The 22,544-nt window shown below is 64.1% G+C and carries 23 protein-coding genes; 14 read left to right on the top strand and 9 right to left on the bottom strand.

Annotated features, from left to right (window positions below):
• Positions 1-5 precede the first annotated feature (5 nt).
• A complete protein-coding gene (gene pdhA, locus OVY48_RS21620; RefSeq protein WP_313924399.1) occupies positions 6-1,079 on the top strand; it encodes a pyruvate dehydrogenase (acetyl-transferring) E1 component subunit alpha in 1,074 nt (357 codons plus the stop codon).
• On the top strand, positions 1,079-2,452 hold the full coding sequence (locus OVY48_RS21615) for a pyruvate dehydrogenase complex E1 component subunit beta (RefSeq protein ID WP_313924398.1): 1,374 nt from the start codon (positions 1,079-1,081) through the stop codon (positions 2,450-2,452). Before pdhA ends, OVY48_RS21615 begins: the two co-directional genes overlap by 1 nt.
• 21 nt (positions 2,453-2,473) lie before the next feature.
• Here OVY48_RS21615 and OVY48_RS21610 read toward each other — a convergent pair whose 3' ends face one another.
• The 3 genes from OVY48_RS21610 to OVY48_RS21600 are packed head-to-tail and all read right to left on the bottom strand — an operon-like array spanning position 2,474 to position 5,348.
• Positions 2,474-3,124 (bottom strand): TadE/TadG family type IV pilus assembly protein, encoded by a 651-nt coding sequence (locus OVY48_RS21610; RefSeq protein ID WP_313924397.1) that lies wholly within the window; start codon positions 3,122-3,124, stop codon positions 2,474-2,476.
• Positions 3,121-3,717 carry a TadE/TadG family type IV pilus assembly protein gene (locus OVY48_RS21605; protein ID WP_313924396.1) on the bottom strand — a complete coding sequence of 199 codons (597 nt, stop codon included), beginning with the start codon at positions 3,715-3,717 and terminating at the stop codon, positions 3,121-3,123. The genes OVY48_RS21610 and OVY48_RS21605 overlap by 4 nt, the downstream gene beginning before the upstream one ends.
• Positions 3,714-5,348, bottom strand: a complete 1,635-nt coding sequence (locus OVY48_RS21600; protein WP_313924395.1) for a TadE/TadG family type IV pilus assembly protein — start codon at positions 5,346-5,348, stop codon at positions 3,714-3,716. Before OVY48_RS21600 ends, OVY48_RS21605 begins: the two co-directional genes overlap by 4 nt.
• Before the next feature lie 157 nt (positions 5,349-5,505).
• Between OVY48_RS21600 and OVY48_RS21595 the strand changes: the two genes are divergently transcribed.
• Positions 5,506-6,165: a squalene/phytoene synthase family protein gene (locus OVY48_RS21595; protein ID WP_313924394.1), complete on the top strand. Its 660-nt coding sequence runs from the start codon at positions 5,506-5,508 to the stop codon at positions 6,163-6,165.
• 45 nt (positions 6,166-6,210) lie between these two features.
• Entirely contained in the window at positions 6,211-6,675 is a 465-nt protein-coding gene (locus OVY48_RS21590) for a hypothetical protein (RefSeq protein WP_313924393.1), read from the top strand.
• A gap of 5 nt (positions 6,676-6,680) precedes the next feature.
• Here OVY48_RS21590 and OVY48_RS21585 read toward each other — a convergent pair whose 3' ends face one another.
• From OVY48_RS21585 to OVY48_RS21565, 5 genes are all read right to left on the bottom strand, one after another.
• Positions 6,681-7,034, bottom strand: coding sequence for a YbaN family protein (locus tag OVY48_RS21585; RefSeq protein WP_313924392.1), 354 nt, complete (start codon positions 7,032-7,034; stop codon positions 6,681-6,683).
• Between the two features lie 69 nt (positions 7,035-7,103).
• Positions 7,104-8,408 (bottom strand): sensor histidine kinase, encoded by a 1,305-nt coding sequence (locus tag OVY48_RS21580; protein ID WP_037473391.1) that lies wholly within the window; start codon positions 8,406-8,408, stop codon positions 7,104-7,106.
• A gap of 186 nt (positions 8,409-8,594) precedes the next feature.
• Positions 8,595-9,260 (bottom strand): response regulator transcription factor, encoded by a 666-nt coding sequence (locus tag OVY48_RS21575; RefSeq protein ID WP_037473392.1) that lies wholly within the window; start codon positions 9,258-9,260, stop codon positions 8,595-8,597.
• A 33-nt stretch (positions 9,261-9,293) separates the two neighbouring features.
• Positions 9,294-9,644, bottom strand: a complete 351-nt coding sequence (locus OVY48_RS21570; protein WP_096062015.1) for a hypothetical protein — start codon at positions 9,642-9,644, stop codon at positions 9,294-9,296.
• A gap of 83 nt (positions 9,645-9,727) precedes the next feature.
• Positions 9,728-10,459, bottom strand: a complete 732-nt coding sequence (locus tag OVY48_RS21565; RefSeq protein ID WP_069064891.1) for an SIMPL domain-containing protein — start codon at positions 10,457-10,459, stop codon at positions 9,728-9,730.
• Between the two features lie 140 nt (positions 10,460-10,599).
• Between OVY48_RS21565 and OVY48_RS21560 the strand changes: the two genes are divergently transcribed.
• From OVY48_RS21560 to OVY48_RS21540, 5 genes are all read left to right on the top strand, one after another.
• Complete coding sequence (locus tag OVY48_RS21560; protein ID WP_313924391.1) at positions 10,600-12,462, top strand: ABC-F family ATP-binding cassette domain-containing protein; 1,863 nt, start codon at positions 10,600-10,602, stop codon at positions 12,460-12,462.
• Positions 12,463-12,576: 114 nt separating this feature from the next.
• The gene (locus OVY48_RS21555; protein WP_313924390.1) at positions 12,577-13,296 is read left to right on the top strand and encodes a VIT family protein; all 720 of its coding nucleotides are present in this window, start codon (positions 12,577-12,579) and stop codon (positions 13,294-13,296) included.
• A gap of 34 nt (positions 13,297-13,330) precedes the next feature.
• A complete protein-coding gene (locus OVY48_RS21550) occupies positions 13,331-13,876 on the top strand; it encodes a glutathione peroxidase (RefSeq protein ID WP_310222829.1) in 546 nt (181 codons plus the stop codon).
• Positions 13,876-15,183 (top strand): M20/M25/M40 family metallo-hydrolase, encoded by a 1,308-nt coding sequence (locus OVY48_RS21545; protein WP_313924872.1) that lies wholly within the window; start codon positions 13,876-13,878, stop codon positions 15,181-15,183. Before OVY48_RS21550 ends, OVY48_RS21545 begins: the two co-directional genes overlap by 1 nt.
• A gap of 161 nt (positions 15,184-15,344) precedes the next feature.
• Positions 15,345-15,986: a trimeric intracellular cation channel family protein gene (locus OVY48_RS21540; RefSeq protein ID WP_313924389.1), complete on the top strand. Its 642-nt coding sequence runs from the start codon at positions 15,345-15,347 to the stop codon at positions 15,984-15,986.
• A gap of 199 nt (positions 15,987-16,185) precedes the next feature.
• On the opposite strand, the gene sppA is transcribed toward OVY48_RS21540, so the two are convergent.
• Entirely contained in the window at positions 16,186-18,069 is a 1,884-nt protein-coding gene (gene sppA, locus OVY48_RS21535; RefSeq protein ID WP_313924388.1) for a signal peptide peptidase SppA, read from the bottom strand.
• A 295-nt stretch (positions 18,070-18,364) separates the two neighbouring features.
• Between sppA and gpmA the strand changes: the two genes are divergently transcribed.
• From gpmA to OVY48_RS21510, 5 genes are all read left to right on the top strand, one after another.
• The gene (gpmA, locus tag OVY48_RS21530) at positions 18,365-19,051 is read left to right on the top strand and encodes a 2,3-diphosphoglycerate-dependent phosphoglycerate mutase (protein ID WP_313924387.1); all 687 of its coding nucleotides are present in this window, start codon (positions 18,365-18,367) and stop codon (positions 19,049-19,051) included.
• A gap of 214 nt (positions 19,052-19,265) precedes the next feature.
• Positions 19,266-19,754, top strand: coding sequence for a 5-(carboxyamino)imidazole ribonucleotide mutase (purE, locus tag OVY48_RS21525; protein ID WP_313924386.1), 489 nt, complete (start codon positions 19,266-19,268; stop codon positions 19,752-19,754).
• 8 nt (positions 19,755-19,762) lie between these two features.
• Complete coding sequence (locus OVY48_RS21520) at positions 19,763-20,833, top strand: 5-(carboxyamino)imidazole ribonucleotide synthase (RefSeq protein ID WP_313924385.1); 1,071 nt, start codon at positions 19,763-19,765, stop codon at positions 20,831-20,833.
• Positions 20,830-21,321 (top strand): dihydrofolate reductase, encoded by a 492-nt coding sequence (locus tag OVY48_RS21515; RefSeq protein ID WP_313924384.1) that lies wholly within the window; start codon positions 20,830-20,832, stop codon positions 21,319-21,321. Before OVY48_RS21520 ends, OVY48_RS21515 begins: the two co-directional genes overlap by 4 nt.
• 138 nt (positions 21,322-21,459) lie before the next feature.
• Positions 21,460-22,416, top strand: coding sequence for a bifunctional riboflavin kinase/FAD synthetase (locus OVY48_RS21510; RefSeq protein WP_313924383.1), 957 nt, complete (start codon positions 21,460-21,462; stop codon positions 22,414-22,416).
• Positions 22,417-22,544 lie beyond the last annotated feature (128 nt).

Genomic DNA, 22,544 nt, shown 5'->3' with positions numbered 1-22,544 from the left:
GAGCCTTGGCGAAACCAACGACGCCGCGCCCGACCCGCGCAGAGGCCGAGGCGAAAAGCCCGGTCGGCGCGGACCATAACCGGCCTCGCCCCGACACTCCGACCGATTATAAACCCAGCAAGGAAGAGTTGCTGGAATTCTACCGGCAGATGGTCCTCATCCGCCGCTTCGAGGAGAAAGCGGGCCAGCTGTACGGCCTGGGCCTCATCGGCGGCTTCTGTCACCTCTATATCGGCCAGGAAGCGGTTGCGGTCGGCATCCAGTCGGCACTGGTGCCCGGCAAGGATAGCGTCATCACCGGCTATCGCGACCATGGCCACATGCTGGCCTATGGCATCGATCCCAACGTCATCATGGCCGAACTGACCGGCCGTGGCGCGGGCATTTCGCGCGGCAAGGGCGGTTCGATGCATATGTTCAGCGTCGAACATAAATTTTTCGGCGGCCATGGTATCGTCGGCGCACAGGTATCGCTCGGCGCGGGCCTGGGCTTCGCGCACAAATATAATGGCGATGGCGGCGTGTGCGTCGCCTATTTCGGTGATGGCGCGGCCAACCAGGGCCAGGTCTATGAATCCTTCAACATGGCCGAGCTGTGGAAGCTGCCGATCATTTTCGTTATCGAGAATAATCAATACGCCATGGGCACCAGCGTCAACCGTTCTTCGGCCGAAGACCAGCTCTATCGCCGGGGCGAAAGTTTCCGCATCCCCGGCATTCAGGTCAACGGCATGGACGTGCTGGCCGTGCGCGGCGCGACCGAGGAAGCGTTGAAGTGGGTGCAGGGCGGCAATGGCCCGATCCTGCTGGAAATGAAGACCTACCGCTATCGCGGCCACTCCATGTCCGATCCGGCCAAGTACCGGTCGCGCGAAGAAGTGCAGGCGATGCGCGACAAGTCCGACCCGATCGAGGGCGCCAAGGCCTATCTCGCCGACCATGGCGTGGGTGAGGACGAACTCAAGAAAATCGACCAGGACATCCGCAAGATCGTGAGCGAAGCGGCCGATTTCGCCGAATCTTCGCCTGAGCCGGACATGGCCGAACTCTATACCGACGTGCTGGTGGAGCAATATTAATGGGTATCGAAATCAAGATGCCGGCGCTCTCGCCGACGATGGAAGAGGGCACGCTGGCCAAGTGGCTGGTGAAGGAAGGCGACGAAGTGAAGTCCGGCGACATTCTGGCCGAGATCGAGACTGACAAGGCGACGATGGAATTCGAAGCTGTCGATGAAGGCAAGATCGGCAAGATCATGATCGCCGAAGGGTCCGAAGGCGTGAAGGTCGGCACCGTCATCGCGACGATGGCCGGTGAAGAGGGCGAGGACGAAGCACCCGCACCGAAGGCGGCAGCTGCGCCTGCCAAGGTCGAAGCCGAAGCCCCCAAGAAGGCCGAAAGCGGCACCGCCAAGCTGGCGTCGGAAGCCAAGGCGACCGTTGCCGACCCTGACCTGCCCGAAGGCACCGAGTTCGTCAAAACGACGGTCCGCGAAGCCCTGCGCGACGCGATGGCCGAAGAAATGCGCGCCGACGAGCGCGTGTTCGTGATCGGCGAGGAAGTGGCCGAATATCAGGGTGCTTATAAGGTCACCCAGGGTCTGCTGGATGAATTTGGCGGCAAGCGCGTCATCGACACGCCGATCACCGAATATGGCTTTGCCGGCATCGGCACCGGCGCGGCGATGGGCGGCCTGCGTCCGATCGTCGAGTTCATGACGTTCAACTTCGCCATGCAGGCGATCGACCACATCATCAACTCGGCGGCCAAGACCAACTATATGTCCGGCGGCCAGATGCGCTGCCCGATCGTGTTCCGTGGTCCCAACGGGGCGGCCAGCCGCGTTGGCGCGCAGCATAGCCAAAATTATGCACCCTGGTATGCCGCCGTCCCCGGCCTGATCGTCATCGCGCCTTATGACGCGGCTGATGCCAAGGGGCTGCTCAAGGCGGCGATTCGCTCGACCGACCCGGTCGTGTTCCTGGAAAACGAACTGCTCTACGGCCGCAGCTTCGACGTGCCCAAGGTCGATGACTATGTCCTGCCGATCGGCAAGGCGCGGATCATGCGTCCGGGCAAGGATGTGACGCTGGTCAGCTATTCGATCGGCGTGGGCCTTGCGCTCGACGCCGCGGAAACGCTGGCCGCAGAGGGGATCGACGCGGAGGTCATCGACCTGCGCACGCTGCGCCCGCTCGACACCGCGACCGTGCTGGAAAGCCTCAAAAAGACCAACCGCATCGTCGTGGTCGAAGAAGGCTGGCCGACCTGCTCGATCGCATCGGAAATCGCCGCCGTCGTCATGGAAAAGGGCTTCGACGATCTCGACGCCCCGGTACTGCGCGTCACCAACGAAGACGTGCCGCTGCCCTATGCCGCAAACCTCGAAAAAGCCGCCCTCATCGACGCCGCCCGCGTGGTCGAAGCGGCGAAGAAGGTCTGCTACCGCTGAGCCTAAATACCTACGTCGCCGTCAGGCGGCGTAGGTGGTACAGGGCGAATTGGTGCCGTTCGTCAATATATCGTTGGCCGTCCGTTCGCGGACGGCCATAGCGGCATAGGCCGACATTTGCGGCGTGCCGAAGAAAGATGCCGAAATGAGCGGTCGATAGGTATAATAGACCTCGACGAAGATCAGTTCGCTACCCTTCGTGGCGGCGATTTTTCGGTTTTCCGGTCCCATACCGTCGACGCCGATATTGCTGTTCTCTGTGGTCGCGAAGGCCGATGTCTTGACCAACGCCCCGGAACACCGCTGCCAGCGCAGCTTCTGGTTGGTGACAGTGTTGGAATTGTCCAGCACCGGCGCGATACTGGACACGATGATCCGACCATTATTGCGCAGATCGATGCTGTCGCCCAATATTTTGATGCCGCCTAGAGCATCGGACACGTCGCCGTTCGAGATGCTTAGCCGAATGCGGGAAATGCTGTCAGCGGTCAGGGTCGCAATGTCGCCTATCTTTTGCGAGGTGTACGCCATATTCGCCGCCTCGGCACCATAGAGGGTAAGGCCCATGAGAACGGGTAGTGCCAGCGCGAACTCAATCGCGGCAACCCCTGTGATATTGCGCCTAATCTCACGATAGGACCGGCGAAGCCGCTTGCCGATGGCCATGGTCATGCCTTGCACTTGGGGGTTAGGACGCTCTGCAACTCATAGGGCTGTCGGCGTGTCATTGTAGTCGCTGTCAGCGTGACGCTATTGCCGATCCCGATGAAACGATAGATCGGCACGATGCGATCGTAGGTGACAACGGTATTGTACCGGACGATATCGTCAGCACCGCCGATGCCGGTCTTGCCCTCCGTCACCACATTGCGCTCGCCATTGTCATCGACATCTTCCCAGCAATCGCCACTGTCGAGCGTGCCATTATTGTTCGAATCCTTGGTCAGCCGTTCCATCGCGTTGATCTGGCTATATTGCAGGAAGCTGCCCTTGGTCGTGCGGACCGTCGCGTTGGGAGCCAGGCGCTGGACGGTTGCTTCAATGTCGTCCTCAACCGCTGTGCTGTCCACGGTCTGCAAGGTCGTCAGGCGAGTGGCGCGCTCCATCGCGCCCAGTAGTACCGACCGCACATAGATTTGATATCCCATGTCCAATCCGCCGAATAGAATCAGGCATAGCGGTATCAGGATGAGCGCGAATTCCGGTACGGACGCACCCCGCTGATCTTGGGACAGCCTGGGTGAAATGCGGGAGAAAACGGTCACTGCGCCAACCTCAACGACCCGATATTTTCGCCGATGTCGCGGAAGACATTGTTCAGATCGGAGGCATTGGCCGCCTCGAACGCATATTCATTCTCCGCACCCGAAGAACAGTCGATGAGATCCTGGGTCAAGCCGGAGCCTGCGCCAAAGGATATGGTGTAGATTTTCGTGCTCGCCATATTTTTGATGGCGGCACAGGTGATCAGCATGCGGGCCGTGTGATTGGTGTTGGAAGTCGCTACGGTGCCATTGGCCGCAACCCGCCGCCATGTCGTTTCCTGTGCATATGCACCATAGCCTGTATTGCCCGTGTCCATCTGACCATCAGTCATGAAAATGACATAGCGATTAACGGGATAAGTATTGTAGGTGGCTGGATTGTCCGACGCCCAATTGCCATTGCGCGATAGCAGCCGGGCTGCCCACAACAAACCGATGTCGAGATAGGTGCCGCCATTGGCCGCGAAGCCATTTGTCAGACTGAAATAATCGTTAAACTGGGAAGCCGTCATCTGCTGCATTTCGCGCATGGCTTTCGGGCACGCATATTGGGCGTTACCGACTTTTGAAGGATCCGCGACGGTCCAGCGTGTGTCGGTAGATGTCGGCACCGTATTGTAGTTCATATCGTAGGCGGTCGCAGGAACCGTGCTGGACGTCGATGTGATGCTATTGCTAGTGCTTTGTTCTTCGACGCAGCCGTCCCAGGTGTCACGCATCCAGGTGCTGTTGTGGGACACGATATTGTCAGGATAGCTGCAATAATACCGACCGCAGGTGTAAGCGCGATAAGTGCCCGTCGTGTTGAACCAACCTGGCTGACGCGCGTAGAGTGTCGTTCCGGCAGAGCCCTTGCTGAACCCGGCATTGACCATCTGGGAGAAGGGAATGATCGACCAGCGCACGCGCTTGCGCTTACCCTGTTCGGTCATGTTGAACTGGCTTTCGATGGTAGCCATCTGCGTTTGCAAGTTAGCCAATGCAGTACGAAGTGCCTGCATCCGGGAAATGTTCGTACCATTGTCGGCCTGTTCAAGGACATAGGTGACGGTCTTGCCATCTACTGTCATTGTCTTGCCGCTTCGATTGTTGTTGTAGATCCAGTTGGAACACTCGCTCGCTGTAAATTCCGGCTTGCACGCCATCGATCCGGTCGTATCCAGCACAAGCACGATGTCGATGTTCGAATAGTCGTTACGCCCGCTGCAGGTCGCAGAAACGGTCATGTCGTCCTTGCCGAACAATTTCATGATGACGGTCGGAACGGTGGTGGAAACGGTCAGAACGATCTGATCGTTCGCGCCCAGTGTTGGTACGATATTGGCGTCTTGAAGCGTCGAACCCAGATAGTTGTTGGGATAGTTGAATTTCACATATTTGCGGACTTCATCCGTCACCGCGCTGGTTAACACGCCGCTGGTACCCATCAATTTGCGCCCTGCCAGTACGCCAGCGTCACAAGCCTGTTGCAGGCGGGTCTGGCCCAGATAGCCACGGCTGATATCAAGGCCACCCCCGATCATCCCCGCAAGCGGGATGAGCGCTGCCGCGACAATGGCCAGCGTATTGCCCGCCTGGTTCTTCGCCAGCCGCGCCAACAACCCTACAGGATGTTCGATCTGCTTGCCCATTTGTCCGCCATCACCCATGTCGTGCCCGTCGCCCCCCATTTCGGGCCGGACAGATTATTTTCGCCTATGCAGGCGCACTCGTTAGAATGTGTATGAGGAAGATGGTTAAAGGACCGATAACCCGCCAATCCCGCCTGCTCTGCGGCTGTGCGCACCGATGAGCGGCCTGGCGCAGGAATTGCCGCCGCTGGTCGATGTGCTGGTGGCCCATGCCGGGCCGGGGGCGGAGCGGCACCGTGCGCTGTGGGCGTTCGACGCGCGGCTCGCCCATGTCGCGCGCACGACCAGCGAACCCGCGATCGGGCAGATGCGGCTCGCCTGGTGGAATGACGTCATCGATGATGCCGATGCGCGCAAGGGGCGGGGCGAGCCGGTGGTCGATGCGCTGCGCGCCACGGGGGCGATGGCCGCGCCGGGGCTGGTCGCGATGATCGACGGCTGGGAAATTTTGGTGGTCGAACCGGAGATCGATGTGGAAGGCCTGCGCGCCTATGCCGTCGGTCGGGGCGGCGGTCTGTTCCGCGCGCTGACCGATGTCGCCGATGCGCCGGATTGGCTGGACGCGGCGGGGCAGGTCTGGGCCTTGTGGGACATGGCCGGGCATGTCGGTGACGTGACGCTAGCCGACGCCGCGCTGGCGCTGGCGCGGGAGATTGCGCCACGGATGGACGGCGCGCGCTGGCCGCGTGCATGGAAACCGGTGCGCATAGTGGCCACGCTGGCGCATCAGGATGTGCTGGCCGGACGGCGCGCGCCGCTGGGGATGCCGCGTTCGCTTGCCTGGCGGCTGCTGCGGATCGCGCTTGTCGGGCGATAGGCAGACGCGATAGGCTGCGCTTCGCAGGAGCGAGGGAGCGGGCATATGGGGCGATTGCTGGCAGGGGGCATGGCGGCGCTGCTGCTGGTTGCGGGCGGGCTTTTCTGGTGGTCGGGCCAAGCGAGCAGCGACCCCGCACCGCAACTGGCCATGGCCGCACCACCGCCGCCCGCTATGGAGAACTTGCCGGAGGGCGATCCCGATGCCGTGGGGGCCGCGCCGCCCATGCCCGCCGAGGCAAGCCCGCAAAGCCGTGAAGAGCGACGCTTTGCCCGCTACGACCGCAATCGCGACGGGGTGATCACCCGCATCGAAATGCTCGGCAGCCGGACCAAGGCGTTCAAGGCGCTCGACCAAAATGGCGATAACCTGCTGTCCTTCGAGGAATGGGCGGTGGCGACATCGGACCGCTTCGGCGCGGCGGATAAGGATGGCGACGCCAAACTGACCCCCGCCGAATTCGCCACCACCGCCCCCAAACGCGCCGCCAAAGCGAAATGCCGCTGCTGAGCCGTTCAGGCCTCAGGCCGGGTCCAAATCCACGTCCCGCCGATCAGCGCGGCGGCGATCGGGATCAGGGACCAGGGAAAGGGCGAGAAGATCAGCGCCAGCACGACGCTGAAGGCAAAAGCGCCGAGCGCGGCCTTCTTGCCTCGCCGACTGATCGCCCCGCCTTCGCGCCAGCGGCGGATATGCGCGCCGAAATGCTTGTGATCGAGCAGCTTGGCCTCCAGGGTCGGGCTAGACCGGGCAAAGCAGAAAGCGGCCAGGATCATGAACGGGACGGTCGGCAGCAAGGGCAGGAACGCCCCGATCGTGCCGAGGCCCAGCGACGCCCAACCAGCGATGAAGTAAAAATATCGCCGCATGATCGGTCCTGTGGGAGCGGAGGTGTTGCTATTGTTTCGCAACTGCGACCCATGATGGCAAGGGAAAGATCAGGCCGCAGGCAAGCGCAAACGCGCGAGCAGTCCGCCCAGATCCTCGCTTTCCTCCAATAGCACCGACCCGCCATAGATTTCCGCGACATCGCGCACGATGGCGAGGCCAAGGCCGGTGCCGGGCTTGCCCGAATCGAGCCGCACGCCGCGATCGAAAATGCGGACGCGCTCTTCCAACGGAATGCCCATGCCGTCATCCTCGACCAAGATCTCGACCATGTCGCCCGCGCGCTTTACCGTCGCAAACACCGATCCACCGCCATATTTAGCCGCATTTTCGATGAGGTTGCCGAGCATTTCGTCCAGATCCTGCCGCTCGACGCGCACCGCCGCGCCCTTGTCGCCATCCATGTCCACCCGCGCCTGCGGATAGAGGCGCTGCACCGCGCGCTCGACCGCAGTCAGGCTCGCCCACACCTCCGCCCGGCTCTGCGCCGCGCCGCGCCGTCCGACCGCGCGGGCGCGGGCGAGGTGATGGTCGACCTGCCGCCGCATCGTCGTCGCCTCGCGGATGACCGCTTCGCCCAGGTCGGGCGACTGCGCGGTCGCGGCGTTCATGATGACGGTCAGCGGCGTCTTGAGCGCATGGGCAAGGTTGCCCGCATGGGTGCGCGCCTCCTCCGCCTGCCGCTCATTATGGGCGAGCAGCGCGTTCAATTCCTCGACCATCGGCAGCACTTCGGCGGGCATCGGCTCGGTCAGGCGGCTTTTCTGCCCGTCGCGCATCCGCACGATTTCCTGCCGCACCTTGCGCAGTGGCCGCAGCCCGTAAAAGGTCTGCAACGTCGCCAGCACGAACAGCCCTAGCGCCAGCAGTGCAAAGCTCTGGAACAACGTCGCGCGCAGCGTCTTGATCTGCGCGTCCAGCCCGGACCGCGCCTGCCCGACCATGAAAAGCCACCGGCTGTCGGAACCGGGCAACACGACGGTCCGCTCCATGATGCGCAGATCCTCGCCGGGAAATTGCTTGCTGTCATAGACATGCAGGTGCCGGTCGCGATGCTCCTCCGGTACTTTGAGCGCGCGGTCCCACAGCGAGCGGGAACGCCAATCCTCATGCCCCTTGGCGCTGACCTGATAATAAAGGCCGCTATTAGGCTCCAGAAAGCGCTGATCGGCGAGTTCGCGGTTGAACAACACCTCGCCTTCCGGCCCGATCTCGGCCGCCGCGATCATCGCGGTCAGCACATAATTCATGCCATCGTCGAAATTGCGGGTGATCGCGTCGCTCAACACCCGGTCCAGCGCCACCCCGCCGCCGATCAGCAACAGGCTGATCCACAGCGCGGCAATGCCCATCATCCGGCGGCTGATGGACCCGGTGGAGCGGACGGGGGATTGGTCGACCGTGCTATTCACAAATTGCCCGTTCGCCCTGAGTAGTCGCTGAGCTTGTCGAAGCGGCGTATCGAAGGGTTCGTGCAGGATGCTTCGATACGGGATTTCGACAAGCTCAATCCCTACTCAGCACGAACGGTTGCAAAGAGATCAGCGCCCCGGCTCGTCTAGGCTGTAGCCCAAGCCGCGGATGGTGGTGATCACGTCGGCACCCAGTTTCTTGCGGATGCGCGTGACGAACACTTCGATCGTGTTGGAATCGCGGTCGAAATCCTGGTCGTAAATATGCTCGATCAATTCGGTGCGGCTGACCACCTTGCCCTTGTGATGCAGCAGGTAGGACAGCAATTTATACTCCTGCGCCGTGAGTTTGACCGGATCTCCGGCCAGCGTCACCTTGCCCGACCGCGTGTCGAGGCGCACGTCGCCCGCCGTCAGTTCGCTCGACGCATTGCCCGATGCGCGGCGGATCAGTGCGCGCAGACGGGCGATCAGTTCCTCGCTCTGGAACGGCTTGGCGAGATAGTCGTCTGCGCCTGCGTCCAGGCCCGCCACCTTGTCCGACCAGCTGTCGCGCGCGGTCAGCACCAGCACCGGGAAGGCGCGGCCTTCCTTGCGCCAGCGGTCCAGCACCGTCAGCCCGTCGATCGTCGGCAGGCCAAGGTCCAGCACGACCGCATCGTAATTTTCGGTGGAGCCGAGGAAATGGCCGTCCTCGCCATCGGTGGCGAGGTCGATGGCATAGCCCGCGCCCTCCAGCGTGTTCCTGAGCTGCTGGCCCAGATTCGGTTCATCCTCGACGATCAGCAGACGCATGGGCTTTCCGTTTCTTTTATAAAGCGAGCGCGGTCAGCGCGCCCAGCCGATGATATCGCCTGTCCGGCCGTCGGCATCAACCCATACCACCTTGCCGTCCTTCACATATTTCAGGCGATAGCGGTTGGCACCGGGGTTGAACTCGCTGCCGACATAAGTGGCCCCGCCCATCTGGGCATCGACCCGCCGCTTGATCATGGAAAAGGGCATGACATGCCCGTCCAGCATCGCACGTCGGGCGGCGTCCTGTTCATCGCGGCGACCGCCTGCATCAGCGACGGGCATCGTCGCCACCAGCGCGAGCGCCGTGCCGATCCCGATCATCATGGAGGCTGGCCGGATTTTCCACTTCATAAGCATGGGCATGGCATAGGCGCAGGGCATTGAACAGGTGGTGAATGATGGGGATTGTTTCGCGCCGTCCCCGTCACGCCTGCGGATGCAGGCATGACGGGGACGAAAAGGACTTACTTATCCAGCGCATATTGCACGGTCAGCGTCACCGAAGCGCTGACCTGGCCGGGTTCGACCGGAGTCGTGGCGACCGAATCCGCCTTGAAACGGGCGCTTTGCAGCATTGGCATGGGCGGCTGGCCACCGCTGTTGCTTTCGCTGATCGAAATCAGCCGCGCGGTGCGGAAACCGGCTGCCTGGGCGTAGAAATCCGCCTGCGCCTTGGCGCTCTTCAACGCCTGCCCACGGGCCTGGGCCAGCATCGGCGCGGGATCATCGATCGCGAAGCTCGGGCCATTGACGTTGGTGGCGCCCGCTGCGACCATCGCGTCGAGCAGCGTGCCGACCTTCTTCACGTCGCGCAGCTTGACGGTCAGCGTGTTGGAGGCCTCATAACCCAGAAAGCGCGGGCCGGTGGGTTCGCCGTCGCGCTGGTTATAGTCATATTGCGCGTTCAGGTTGATGCCGCTGGTCTGAATATCCTTCTTGGCGATGCCTGCACGGGCCAGCGCCGCGATCAGCTTTTCGGTCTTAGCGGCATTGTCCTGCATCGCGGCCTGCGCGGTCGGCGCGCGGGTCTGGACGCCCGTGCCCACGGTCGCGATGTCGGGCGATCCTTCCACGCTTTCGGTGACGTTCAGCGTCACGACCGGCGCGGTTTCGGCGATGGTCACATTGGTCTGGGCAGCCGCGATGGCGGGCAGGGCGGCACTGGCCAGGGCCAGAAGAACAAGGGCGGATTTCATGAAGGATAACTCTCCTGTGGGGATGCCGGTCTTTTGTATCGGCTGCGATGAACGGACGCTGACATGCGTTGAAAGCCGTGGGACAGCTTCGGGTTCCTTCGCCCTTGCCCCCCGGCGCGCTAACGCCTAGCTGCACGGCCATGGCAGCACCTCTTCTTTCCTACGAAAATCTTGGCCTCTCGCAAGGCTCCCACTGGTTGTTCGAGGGGATCGACATTCATGTCGGTCAGCGCGACCGATTGGCGCTGATCGGGCGCAACGGCGCGGGCAAGACGACCCTGTTGAAACTGGTCGCGGGCTTGATCGAGCCGGACCGTGGCACGCGATCGGTGCAGCCGGGCGCGCGGGTCATCATGCTGGAGCAAGACCCAGACGTCACGCCCTTCGCCACGCTGCATGATTTCGCGCTGGCGGGCGAATTCGCGCCGGCACCGCATGAGGTGGAGGCGATTGCCGACCAACTGGGCATCGACCTGTCGCGCGAAGCGAAGACGGCAAGCGGCGGCGAACGGCGCCGTGCGGCGATTGCCCGCGCGCTGGCAAGCGAGCCGGACCTGCTGCTGCTGGACGAGCCGACCAACCATCTGGACATCGCCGCGATCGATTGGCTGGAAAACTGGCTGGCGCGCTATAATGGCGCGTTCGTCGTCATCAGCCATGACCGCGCCTTCCTGACCCGGCTTACTCGGCAGACGCTTTGGCTCGACCGGGGCGTCATGCGCCGCAGCGAAATCGGCTTCGGCGGCTTCGAACAATGGATGGAAGCGGTCTATGCCGAAGAGGCGCGCGCGGCCGAAAAGCTGGACGCCAAGCTGAAGATCGAGGCGCATTGGCTCGAACGCGGCGTGACCGCACGGCGCAAGCGCAACCAGGGGCGGCTCGCCAAGCTGTGGGAAATGCGCGAAACCCGCGCCGCGATGCAGGGGCCGCAGGGGACCGCGAAGATCGCCGTGGCCAGCGACGACAGCAAGACCAAGAGCGTCATAAAGGCCGAGCATGTCACGAAGCGCTTTCCTAAATCTCCGTTCGCTTCGAGCGAAGTCGAGAAGCGGCAGCGCGAAGGTGTCTCGACGTCGCTCGACACGAACGGAAGTGATGAAAGGGTCATCATCGAAGACTTCACCCTGCGCATCCAGCGCGGCGACCGGATCGGCATCGTCGGTGGCAATGGCGCGGGCAAATCGACGCTGCTCAAGCTGCTGACCGGCGAACTCGCGCCCGACAGCGGCAGCGTTACGCTCGCCCAGACGCTCGACATGATCTTCATCGACCAGCAGCGCAGCCTGATGCAGGGCGACAAGACGGTGCGCGACGTGCTGGCCGAGGGCGGCGACTGGATCGACGTGCGCGGGGTGCGCAAGCATGTCCATGGCTATCTCAAAGACTTTCTGTTCGATCCCAGCCTTGCCGAAGCAAAGGTCGCGACCCTCTCCGGCGGCGAACGCTCGCGCCTGTTGTTCGCGCGCGAATTTGCCCGCGAATCGAACCTGCTGGTGCTGGACGAACCGACCAACGATCTCGACCTCGAAACGCTCGACCTGTTGCAGGAAGTGATCGCCGATTATGACGGCACGGTGCTGATCGTCAGCCATGACCGCGACTTTCTCGACCGCACGGTGACGGTCACGCTGGGACTGGACGGCACCGGCGTCGTCGACGTGATTGTCGGCGGCTATGCCGACTGGATCGCCAAGCGCGATCCGCGCAAGGCCGCCAAGGCCGAGAAAAAGGCCGCCGCCGCGCCCGCGCCACCCAAGCCCGTCTCCGCCAAGCTGACCTATAAGGACCAGCGCGACCTGGAACTGCTGCCCAAGCGGGTCGAGGAACTGGAAGCGGCCATCGCCCGCGATGAAGAGGCGCTGGCCGACCCCGCGCTCTACACCCGCGACCCCAAGAAATTCGCCGCGCTGACCGGCGCGATCGACAAGGCGAAGGCGGAGAAAGAGGCGGCGGAAATGCGCTGGCTGGAACTGGCGGAAAAGGCCGAAGGGTTGGCGGGGTAAGTCATCTACCTCCGTTCGGTTCGAGCGCAGTCGAGAACCTATCGCGCAAACGCTTCTCGACTTCGCTCGAAGCGAACGGCAGTTATGGGACAGGATCGAAACGGGGACGGACCGATGAACGCACAGACCGACATGGCAATCGACCAGCCCCACCACGCGGTCCATTATGTCAACCGCGTTGGCTGGCTGCGCGCCACCGTGCTGGGGGCCAATGACGGCATCGTATCCACCGCCAGCCTGATGACCGGCATTGCCGCGTCGGGCGCGAGCAGCCAGACCATCCTGCTGACCGGCATCGCCGCTTTGGTGGCCGGTGCCATGTCGATGGCAGCGGGTGAATATGTCTCGGTCAGTGCGCAGTCGGACACCGAACGCGCCGACCTTGCCAAGGAACGCAACGCGCTCGCCACCCAGCCGCACGCCGAATGGATCGAACTGCGCGACATCTATGTCGAACGCGGGTTGACCGCTGATCTGGCCGGGCAGGTGGCGGAACAGCTGATGGCGACCGATGCGCTGGGCGCCCATGCCCGCGACGAACTGGGCATTTCGGACATGGCGACCGCGCGCCCGGTACAGGCGGCGCTGGCCTCGGCCGCCAGCTTTGCCGTGGGGGCCACCCCGCCGGTGCTGGTCTCCGCTATCGTCCCGGCTGGCAGCGCGCTGGTCGCGATCGTGGGCCTGTGCCTCATCTGCCTGGCGCTGCTCGGCTATGTCGGCGCGCGGCTGGGCGGGGCTAGGCCGCTACGGTCCATCCTGCGCACCCTGTTGTGGGGCGCGCTGGCGATGGCGATGACCGCTGGCGTAGGCCATCTTTTCGGCGCGGCCATATAGTGGCAGGGTTCGCGCCAACCATAGGAGACCAAGCATGACCGACATTCAGCAGATCCCGCTCAAGACGATCAAGGGTGCCGACACCAGCCTCGCCGACTATGCAGGCAAGGTGGTCCTGGCCGTTAATGTCGCCTCCAAATGCGGCCTGACCCCGCAATATGAAGGGCTGGAGAAGCTCTACGCCGCCTATAAGGATAAGGGGCTGGTGGTCGCGGGCTTCCCCGCCAATGATTTCGGCGCGCAGGAACCGGGCAGCAATGACGAGATCGCCACTTTCTGCACCACCAATTTCGGCGTCGATTTTCCCATGTTCGAAAAGATCGTGGTGACTGGCCCGGACAAGCACCCGCTCTATGCCGCCCTCACCAGCGCAGTGCCGGAAGCACAGGGGGAGGGCGATGCCTTCCGCGAGAAGCTCAAAGGCTATGGCATGACCCCCAATCCGGTGCCGGAAGTGCTGTGGAATTTCGAGAAATTCCTGATCGCCAAGGATGGCAGCGTCGCCGCCCGCTTTGCGCCCACCACCGCGCCCGACGATGCGGCGCTGGTCGCGGCGATCGAAGCGGAACTCGCCAAGTGATGCGGGCAGGCCTGATCGCGGGCGCGCTGCTGCTGGCGGGCACGCCCGCCATGGCGGCGCTGTCGCCCGCCGAACGCGCCATGACGCAAAGCGTCGAGGCGGGCTATGAACCCGCGATCGGCCTGCTCGAAACCCTGGTGAACCAGAATAGCGGATCGATGAATTTCGCGGGCGTGAAGGCGGTGGCCGACATGCTGCGCCCGCAGTTCGAGGCGCTGGGCTTCGCCGTGACCTGGCAACCGATGGACGCCGCCAAGCGCGCCGGGCACCTGATCGCGGTGCATAAGGGCCGCGCCGGAACCACGAAGATGCTGCTCATCGGCCATCTCGACACGGTGTTCGAACCCGACTCGCCCTTCCAGACATTCGAGCGCAAAGGCGATCTGGCCAAGGGACCGGGCGTGGCGGACGACAAGGGCGGCGTCGTCACGATGCTGCTGGCGTTGAAAGCGATGCAGGCGGCGGGCACCCTCAAAAACGCCAATATCGAAGTCGTGCTGACCGGCGACGAGGAAGATTCGGGCGAACCCATCAGCATCGCCCGCGCCGACCTGATCCAGGCGGGCAAGCGCGCCGACGTGGCGCTCGATTTCGAAGGGCTTTCGGTCGAGGACGGCAAGGATATGGGGTCGATCGCTCGGCGATCCTCCAACAGCTGGACGCTGACCGCGACCGGCAAGTCCGGCCATAGTTCGGGCATCTTCTCCGCCAGTGCGGGCGACGGCGCGGTCTATGAACTGGCGCGGATCATCGTCGCCTTCCGCAAGGAATTGCCCGAACCCAATCTGACCTTCAATGTCGGCCTGATCGGCGGCGGGCAAAGCGCGGACGTGGACAAGGACGGCGTGCGGATCGCGGTGACCGGCAAGACCAACATCATCCCGCCCATCGCTGTCGCCAAAGGCGATTTCCGAACGCTGAGCGAAGAGCAGACCGCCCGCGTGCGCGCCAAGATGCAGGCGATCGTCGGGGCAGGGCATCTGCCCGGCACCTCGGCCAGCATTGCCTTCGACATGGGCTATCCTTCTATGGCCCCGACCGCGGGCAACCGCGCGTTGCTCGCCAAGCTCAACGGCGTCAACGCCGACCTCGGCCTTGCAACGATGCCCGAACTCGATCCGCTCAAACGTGGCGCGGGCGATATCAGCTTCGTCTCGCAGGATGTGGACGGGCTGATCGGCCTAGGCGTCACATCGACCGGCGACCACAGCCCGGCGGAACAGGCCGACCTGTCGAGCATGAAACGCCAAGCCAAGCGTGCCGCCATCCTGATGAGCCGCCTCGCGACCGAAAAAGGGCGGAAATAGACTCTTGAAACCGAACCTCGTCATCCCCGCGAAGGCGGGGACCCATCTCCCAACCACGCACCCGACGATAGCGTAGGAGATGGGTTCCCGCCTTCGCGGGAATGACGGAAATATGATGAGGTTCGCTCGACACAAGCGGGTGAGCAGCGCTAGATCGCGCCATGCTTCCCCCCGTCGCCTCGCTCGCCACCACCATCGGCCCTGTGCTCGAAACCTTGAGCATCGTCGGCACCTTCGTCTTTGCCGCATCCGGGGCGCTGGCCGCCGCGCGGTTGCAGCAGACGCTAGTGACCTTCGCCTTCTTCGCGCTGGTGACAGGCGTCGGCGGCGGCACGGTGCGCGACCTGTTGATCGACGCGCCGGTCTTCTGGGTCGCTGATCCCATACCCGCCATAGCCTGTATGGTCGCGGCGCTGATGGTCTGGTTCACGCCGCGCAAATTCTGGAGCGAACGCGCGCTCGACTGGCTCGACGCGATCGGGCTAGCGGCCTTCGCCGTGTTCGGCGCGGCCAAGGCGATGAGCTTTGGCGTGCCGCCCTTCGTCGCCGGGATGATGGGCGTCGTCACTGGCTGCGTCGGCGGCATCATGCGCGATCTGCTAGCGGGCGAACCGTCGATCCTGCTGCGCCCCGAACTCTATGTGACCGCCGCGGCCGTCGCCTCCGGCCTGTTCGTGCTGCTGCGCGCCATCGGTCTGGACGTGCCGGTCGCAGGCCTGATCGCCGCCGTGCTGGGCTTCACGCTACGCGCTATTGCGATCCGGCGCGGGCTGGGATTGCCGGTGTATCGGGATGGGGAGTAGCCCCAATCCCCCTCTCCCTTGAGGGAGAGGGCTGCGAAGACTTGGCAGCGTGCTGCCTAGTCGCAGCTGGGTGAGGGTGCAGCGCCCTCACAGAAGCGCGATACATCAGCGTCGAACCCCCTCATCCAACTTCGCCTAACCTCACTATGTTCGGCAAGGCTCCGTATCCTTCTCCCCATTGGGGAGAAGGGACTGGGCGTTACCCCCACAACCCCGCCAGCATCGCCATCACCCCGCGCTCATCCGCCGCATTACGCGTTCTCGGTGCGCCATAGCCACGGCATTCCAGGCAGTCCGCCCGCACGCCTGCGCCCATCACCAGCGCCTTGACGTCCGCAACCGCCTGCATCGCCCAGCCACGCTGGACCATCGCCTGGCGCGCCAGCATGTCGCGCGGCGCGTTCGCATCGTCGCTATCGCGCTCCGCCATCGCTTCGATCCATTCGGCCCATTTGTCCGGCGCCTTCTCTATACGATAAGCGCGCGCCGTCTTGGGGTCGATCTTCGCCCGGCGCGCGGCCTCGGCGATCGCGTCCTCCAGCCCGCCGAAGCGATCGACCAGGCCGTTCTGCCGCGCGGTGCCGCCGTCCCAGACGCGCCCCTGCGCGATGGCGTCGATCTGCTCGGGCGTCTTGCGGCGCGATTGCGCGACCAGGCCGACGAAGCGGCGGTAGATATCCTCGACCCCCATCTGCATGATCGCGTCGAACTGCGGCGATGTGCCGCCGGCGAGGTCCGGCTGGCCCGATAGCGGCGTGGTCGCCACGCCATCGGTGGTGACGCCCATCTTGGCGAGCGTCCCTTCAAAGCTCGGCAAGATGCCGAACACGCCGATCGATCCGGTGATGGTGTCCGGCTCGGCAAAGATCATGTCGGCCGGGGTCGACACCCAATAGCCACCGCTGGCCGCGACATTGCCCATCGACACGACGATCGGCAGTCCGTCCGCCTTGGCGGTCATGATGGCGCTGCGGATCTTCTCTGATGCCATGACCGATCCGCCCGGCGAATCGACCCGCACGACCAGCGCCTTCAACTCCTTTTCGTTGAGCGCCGTCAGCAGCAAATCGGAGATAGTATCTCCCGCCGCCGTGCCGGGTCCGGCCTCGCCATCGACGATCTCGCCCGCGACCGTCAACACGCCGATCTGCCCGTCATTGGCGGGCTTGCGCGCCTTCACATAAGCGGCGAGATCGATCTTTGCGAAGGCACCGGCCTTGGCATCGGACGGCTCGCCCGCAATCTCGGCCACGCGCGCCCCAAAAGCGGTCGCGTCGCCCAGCTTGTCGACCAGCCCAGCGGACAAAGCGGCGCTCGCCATATTGCCCCCTGCGGCGCGGGCCGCCGCGACCGGGTCGGCCGCATAGGCCGCGATCTGCGCCTTGGGCCGTGCCTTGGCGACATCATCCTGCCAGTTGCGCCACAACACATCCGCCAAAGCCTGGCTCGCCTGCTTGGCTTCGGGCGACTGGTCGGCGCGGATATAGGGTTCGACGAAGCTCTTATAGGTGCCGACGCGATAGACATGGGTGTTGACGCCCAGCTTGTCAATCAGCCCCTTATAATAGAGGCTCGACCCGCCCCGACCCATGATCGCGACGCCGCCCAGCGGATCGCTCCACGCCTCGCTCGCATGGGCGGCAAGCTGATAGCTGTCATCGGTATAGAGGGTGGCATAGGCCAGCACCGGCTTCTTGGCGGCGCGAAGCCCGTCAAGTGCCTCGCCGACCCGCGCGATGGCAACCTGTCCGCCACCCATGAAACCGTCCAGATCCATCACCACAGCCTTAACCTTCGTATCGGTCTTGGCCGCTTCCAGCGCCGCGACAATATCCGAAAGGCGATATTCCTTCATGTCGGGACCGGAACCGGACAGCAGCGAGAAAGGATCGACCTCGGCGGGTTGCTCGACAATCGTGCCATCCAGGTCGAGCAACAGCGCGCCTGCGCTGACGCTGGTCGCGGGCTTGGGCGAGAAGGAGAGGGCGGCATAAAGCGCGCCGAAGAATAGCAGCAGGAACAGCAGCACCAGCCCGTCCTTGATCGCCACCAAAATGCGCCACGCGCCCTTTACAAATGCCAAATGCCGCTTCCTTCTGCCCTGTGCGCCATGGCTACCCCATCGCCCGATCGACTGCAATGTGGGCGCGATGCGGGCGGCTGCAACCTTGCGCCCCCGATTTTGGTTGCTATGGGGATCGTTGCATAATCGCGGCCTACCTTTCCCCGTTCGCCCTGAGCCTGTCGAAGGGCTGCACTTCTTGAAGAGAAGGACAAGGCTTCGACAAGCTCAGCCCGAACGGGTGTGGGGGTGGCGATTTATGCGATAATCCCGTCATGGGACTTACATGTTCGCTCTTGTGCAGGAGACGTGCCCGATGCCCACTCTCGTCCTTATCCGCCACGGCCAGTCGTCGTGGAACCTGGAAAACCGCTTCACCGGCTGGTGGGACGTCGATGTGACCGAAAAGGGCGTGGGCGAAGCGCGCGCCGCGGGGCAGTTGATGAAAGAGAAGGGGCTGGATTTCGACCAATGCTACACCTCGCTCCAGACCCGCGCGATCAAGACCCTCAATCTGGCGATCGAGGAAATGGGGCGGCTGTGGCTGCCGGTCGAAAAGGACTGGCGTCTGAATGAGCGCCATTATGGCGGCCTCACTGGCCTCAATAAGGCGGAGACGGCGGCCAAGCATGGCGACGATCAGGTCAAGATCTGGCGCCGCAGCTTCGACATTCCGCCGCCAGCGCTGGAAGCAGGCAGCGAATTCGACCTCAGCCAGGACCGCCGCTATGCGGGCGTCGCGATTCCTTCGACCGAAAGCCTCAAGGACACGATCGCCCGCGTCCTGCCCTATTGGGAAGCGACGATCGCTCCGGACCTCAAGGCCGGCAAGCGCGTGCTGATCTCCGCCCACGGCAATTCACTGCGCGCGTTGGTCAAGCATCTCTCCAACATCCCCGATGACGAGATCACCCATCTGGAAATCCCCACCGGCCAGCCCATCGTCTACGAACTGGCCGACGACCTGAGCGCCATCGACCGCTATTATCTCTCGGAACGGTGATTTTTCTCCATCCTCCCCTAGCAGGGGAGGTGGCTGGCCGTAGGCCAGACGGAGGGGTGTCCCGCTATCGATAGGGTGACACCCCTCCACCACTTCGTGGTCCCCCCCCTACCAGGGGAGGATTTGCGGTTTGATCAACGTCTCGACTGCCGCTAAGGGGCTTTGCTTTCCGGGCGGCACCGTAACGGCCGCGCCATGAGGGGAACGCACGGGCATGAGCGGGGCAATCGAGGTCGGCATCATCATGGGTTCGCGGTCCGATTGGGACACGATGCGCCACGCCGCCGACACGCTCGCCGCGCTCGGCGTCGCCCATGAATGCAAGGTCGTGTCGGCGCATCGCACCCCCCAACGCCTCTATGATTACGCCACCAGCGCGGTCGGCCGCGGCCTCAAGATCATCATCGCGGGCGCGGGCGGCGCGGCGCATCTGCCGGGCATGTGCGCATCGATGACGCGGTTGCCGGTGCTGGGCGTGCCGGTCGAATCGAAGGCGCTCAAGGGCATGGATTCGCTGCTCTCGATCGTCCAGATGCCGGGCGGCATCCCCGTGGCGACGCTGGCGATCGGCAAGCCCGGCGCGATCAATGCCGGGCTGCTCGCCGCCGCCATCCTCGCGACCAACGATCCGGCGCTCGCCGACCGGCTCGACGCCTGGCGCGCCAAGCAGACCGATGCGGTCGCCGAAACGGTCGAGGACTGATCACGCCCATGACGACCATCGCGCCCGGTTCGACCATCGGCATCCTTGGCGGCGGCCAGCTCGGCCGGATGATCGCCATCGCCGCCGCGCAGCTTGGCTATCGCACCCACATCTTCGCGCCGGAAGAGAGCGGCCCCGCTGCCGACGTGTCGCCGCGCTGGACGCGGGGCGAATATGACGATCCCCACGCGCTCGCGGCCTTTGCCGATGGCGTCGATGTCGTCACTTATGAGTTCGAGAATATCGCCCCCTCGGCGGTCGAAACACTGGCGGGCCATGGCCTCGTCCGCCCCGGCGCGCAGGCGCTGCGCGTGGCGCAGGACCGGCTCGCCGAAAAGCGCTTCGTCTGCGACCTCGGCGGGCTGACCGCCCCCTTCGCGCCGGTCGACAGCCTGGACGATCTGGAAGCAGCGATCGCGACGATCGGCAGCCGCGCGATCCTCAAGACCAACCGCATGGGCTATGACGGCAAGGGGCAGGCGCGCCTGAACGAACCGGGCGACGCGGTCGGTGCCTGGAACGCGATCGATCGCCAAAGCGCGATCCTCGAAGGCTTCGTGACCTTTGCGGAGGAATTTTCGGTCATATTGGTGCGCGGCGTCGATGGCGAAGTGCGCTTCTGGGACAGTTCGGCCAACGTCCATGTCGACGGCATTCTCGACACGTCGATCGCGCCCGCCGGGCCGCTGATCGAGGGGCAGGTGCCCGCCGCCCGCGCCCTGGCGCGCCAGATTGCCGATGCGCTCGACTATGTCGGCGTGCTGACCTGCGAATTTTTCGCCAGCGCCGACGGCCCGGTCTTCAACGAAATGGCCCCCCGCGTCCATAACAGCGGCCACGGCACGATCGAGGGCGCTCTGACCAGCCAGTTCGAAAATCACGTCCGCGCGATTTGCGGCCTGCCGCTGGGCGACACTGCGCTCGCCGCGCGCCGGGTCGAGATGCGCAACCTCATCGGCGAGGCCGCGCATGAATGGCCCGCGATCCTGTCCGATCCGGCCAACCATCTGCACCTCTACGGCAAGGACGAAGCGCGGCCGGGCCGCAAGATGGGCCATGTGACGCGGCTGACGCTGTGACCGACATCACGCTCGTCCTCGCCCGCGCCGACAATGGCGTCATCGGCCGGGACGGCGACCTGCCCTGGCGACTGCCCGCCGACCTCAAACGCTTCAAGGCGCTGACGCTTCGCCATCCGATGATCATGGGGCGCAAGACGTTCGACAGCCTGCCGGGCCTGCTGCCGGGCCGCCGCCACATCGTCCTGACCCGCGACCGGGCCTGGACCGGGGCAGGGGCCGACGTGGCGCATGATGTGGATGGCGCGTTGGCACTGGCCGATGCGCCCACCGTCATGGTCATCGGCGGCGCGGAAATCTACCGCCTGTTCCTACCGCTCGCGCACCGGATCGAACTGACCGAAGTCCATCTGGAGGCCCAAGGCGACGCCAGCATCGCCTATCCCGACCCGGCCGACTGGGTGGAAGTCGCGCGCGATCCTCATCCCGCACTCGACGGCCGCCCCGCTTATAGTTTCGTGACGTTGGTGAAAAACAGCGGACCGTGAAAATCCGTTCGGGCTGAGCCTGTCGAAGCCTTCGGCCGAGTGCAGCGAGGTCCAAGCCCCATCGCCAGGCGTAGAGCGAACGGAGCGCTAGTGGATCGCCAATTGCCACACCCATCCCACCCCCCTATAGGCCGCGCCATGGAGCGGCTGACAAGCAGCGCCCCGGTTCCGGCGCATATGCGCGGGGCCGTCATGGCGCTGGGCAATTTCGATGGATTTCATGCCGGGCATCAGGCCGTGGTCGGCCACGCCATCGCGCGCGCGCGGGCCGAGGGTCGTCCGGTCATCGTCGCGACATTCGATCCGCACCCGATGAGCCTGTTCCGGCCCGACACTCCGCATTTCCGCCTGACCACGCTGGACCAGCGGCAGGCGCTGTTCGCCGCCGCCGGGGCCGACGCGATGCTGGTCTTCGCCTTCACGCCCGAACTCGCCGCGCTCGACCCGCAGGCGTTTGTCCGCCTCCTGGCCGAGGATATGGGTGTCGCGGGCGTCGTCACCGGACAGGATTTTACCTTCGGCCGTGGCCGTGCAGGATCGGTCGCGGTGCTGGCGGAACTCGGCGCTGCTTCGGACCTATGGACGCAGGCGGTCGCCCCGGTCGCCGACGCCAGCGGCGACATCATCTCCTCCACCCGCATCCGCACCGCATTGCAGGCGGGCGATTGCGCCACCGCCACCCGGCTGCTGACCCGGCCCTTCACCATCGAAGGCGTCGTCCAGCATGGCGACAAGCTCGGCCGCACCATCGGCTTCCCCACCGCGAACATCGACATGGGCGACTATCTGCGCCCGGCCTATGGCATCTACGCAGTGCGCGGCCTGTTGCCGGACGGTCGGATTTTGGACGGCGCGGCGAACCTTGGCATCCGGCCTATGTTCGACCCGCCCAAACTGCTGCTGGAACCGCATTTCTTCGATTTCGCCGAAAATCTCTATGACCAGCGGATCGCGGTGCAACTGATCGCCTATCTTCATGCCGAACGCGCCTATGACGGGCTGGACGCGCTGATGAACGGCATTGCCCAGGACTGCGCCGATGCACGGCAAATCCTTGCGGGCCAAAACCTTGCGGGAACGCCCCACCTCGCCTAATGCGGCGCTCACATCAACCGTTCGTGCTGAGTAGGGACTGAGCTTGTCGAAGGCCCGTATCGAAGCATCAATCCTTCGATACGCCATTTCGACTTCGCTCAATGGCTACTCAGGACGAACGGAGTAAT

It is taken from the genome of Sphingobium sp. SA2 (genome assembly GCF_032227065.1).
In the GTDB taxonomy this organism is placed as follows: domain Bacteria; phylum Pseudomonadota; class Alphaproteobacteria; order Sphingomonadales; family Sphingomonadaceae; genus Sphingobium.
This window is presented reverse-complemented; position numbering and strand designations above follow the sequence as displayed.